The 827-nt window shown below is 63.1% G+C and carries 1 protein-coding gene; it reads right to left on the bottom strand.

Features of this window, described 5'->3' with window-relative positions; all coding sequences use genetic code 11:
* Positions 1-26 precede the first annotated feature (26 nt).
* A partial coding sequence (locus HX873_RS31555) for an ATP-binding cassette domain-containing protein (protein WP_177123885.1) occupies positions 27-827 on the bottom strand: 801 nt, incomplete at its 5' end.

Raw genomic sequence — 827 nt, 5'->3', positions numbered from 1 at the left:
TATGCCACAAACCCCAACACCCCAAGTCAGATGGCCTCAGCCATCAACAACTCCCGCGTATAAGGATGCCGCGCATCAGCAAACAGCGCCGCCGTCTCCCCCTGCTCCACCACCCTCCCCTGACGCATCACCGCAATCCGGTCGCACAACCGCGCAGCCACCCGCAAGTCATGAGTAATAAACACAATGCTCAACCTGAACCGCCGCTGCAGCGACTCCAGCAACTCCAGAATCTGCACCTGGATCAGCGCATCAAGCGCCGATACACACTCATCAGCGATCAACACCTTAGGCTCCACCGCCAACGCCCGGGCGATCCCTATGCGCTGCCGTTGCCCCCCGGAAAACTCATGAGGAAACCGCTCAAACGCCGCTGCCGGCAACCCCACCAACCCCAGCAACTCACGGGCCCGCCGCTCGGCATCCTCCTTGGAAACCCCCTGCACCAAAGGCCCAGTCATAACAATCTGCCCCACCGTCTGCCGCGGATTGAGCGACGCAAACGGATCCTGGAAAATCATCTGCACATCACTGCGCAACGCTCGCAGCCGCCCTTCAGACAACCCCGCGACCTCCCGCCCCAACCACTCGATCCGCCCGCTGTCAGCACGCAGCAAACGCACCAGGCACCGACCCAGGGTCGACTTGCCCGACCCCGACTCCCCCACAATCCCCAACGTCTCGCCTTCACGCAATTGCAGCTGAACCGCATCCAACGCCTGAGTCGTACGCCGCCCCCACCAACCGCTGCGGCTGCGGAACACCTTGCCCAGCGCTTCGACCTTCAGCACCACAGGGCCAGCCACCTGCGTACGTGGCACCAGCGG

Origin of the sequence: Pseudomonas sp. P7758, from assembly GCF_013386485.1 — a bacterium.
GTDB lineage: Bacteria > Pseudomonadota > Gammaproteobacteria > Pseudomonadales > Pseudomonadaceae > Aquipseudomonas.
This window is presented reverse-complemented; position numbering and strand designations above follow the sequence as displayed.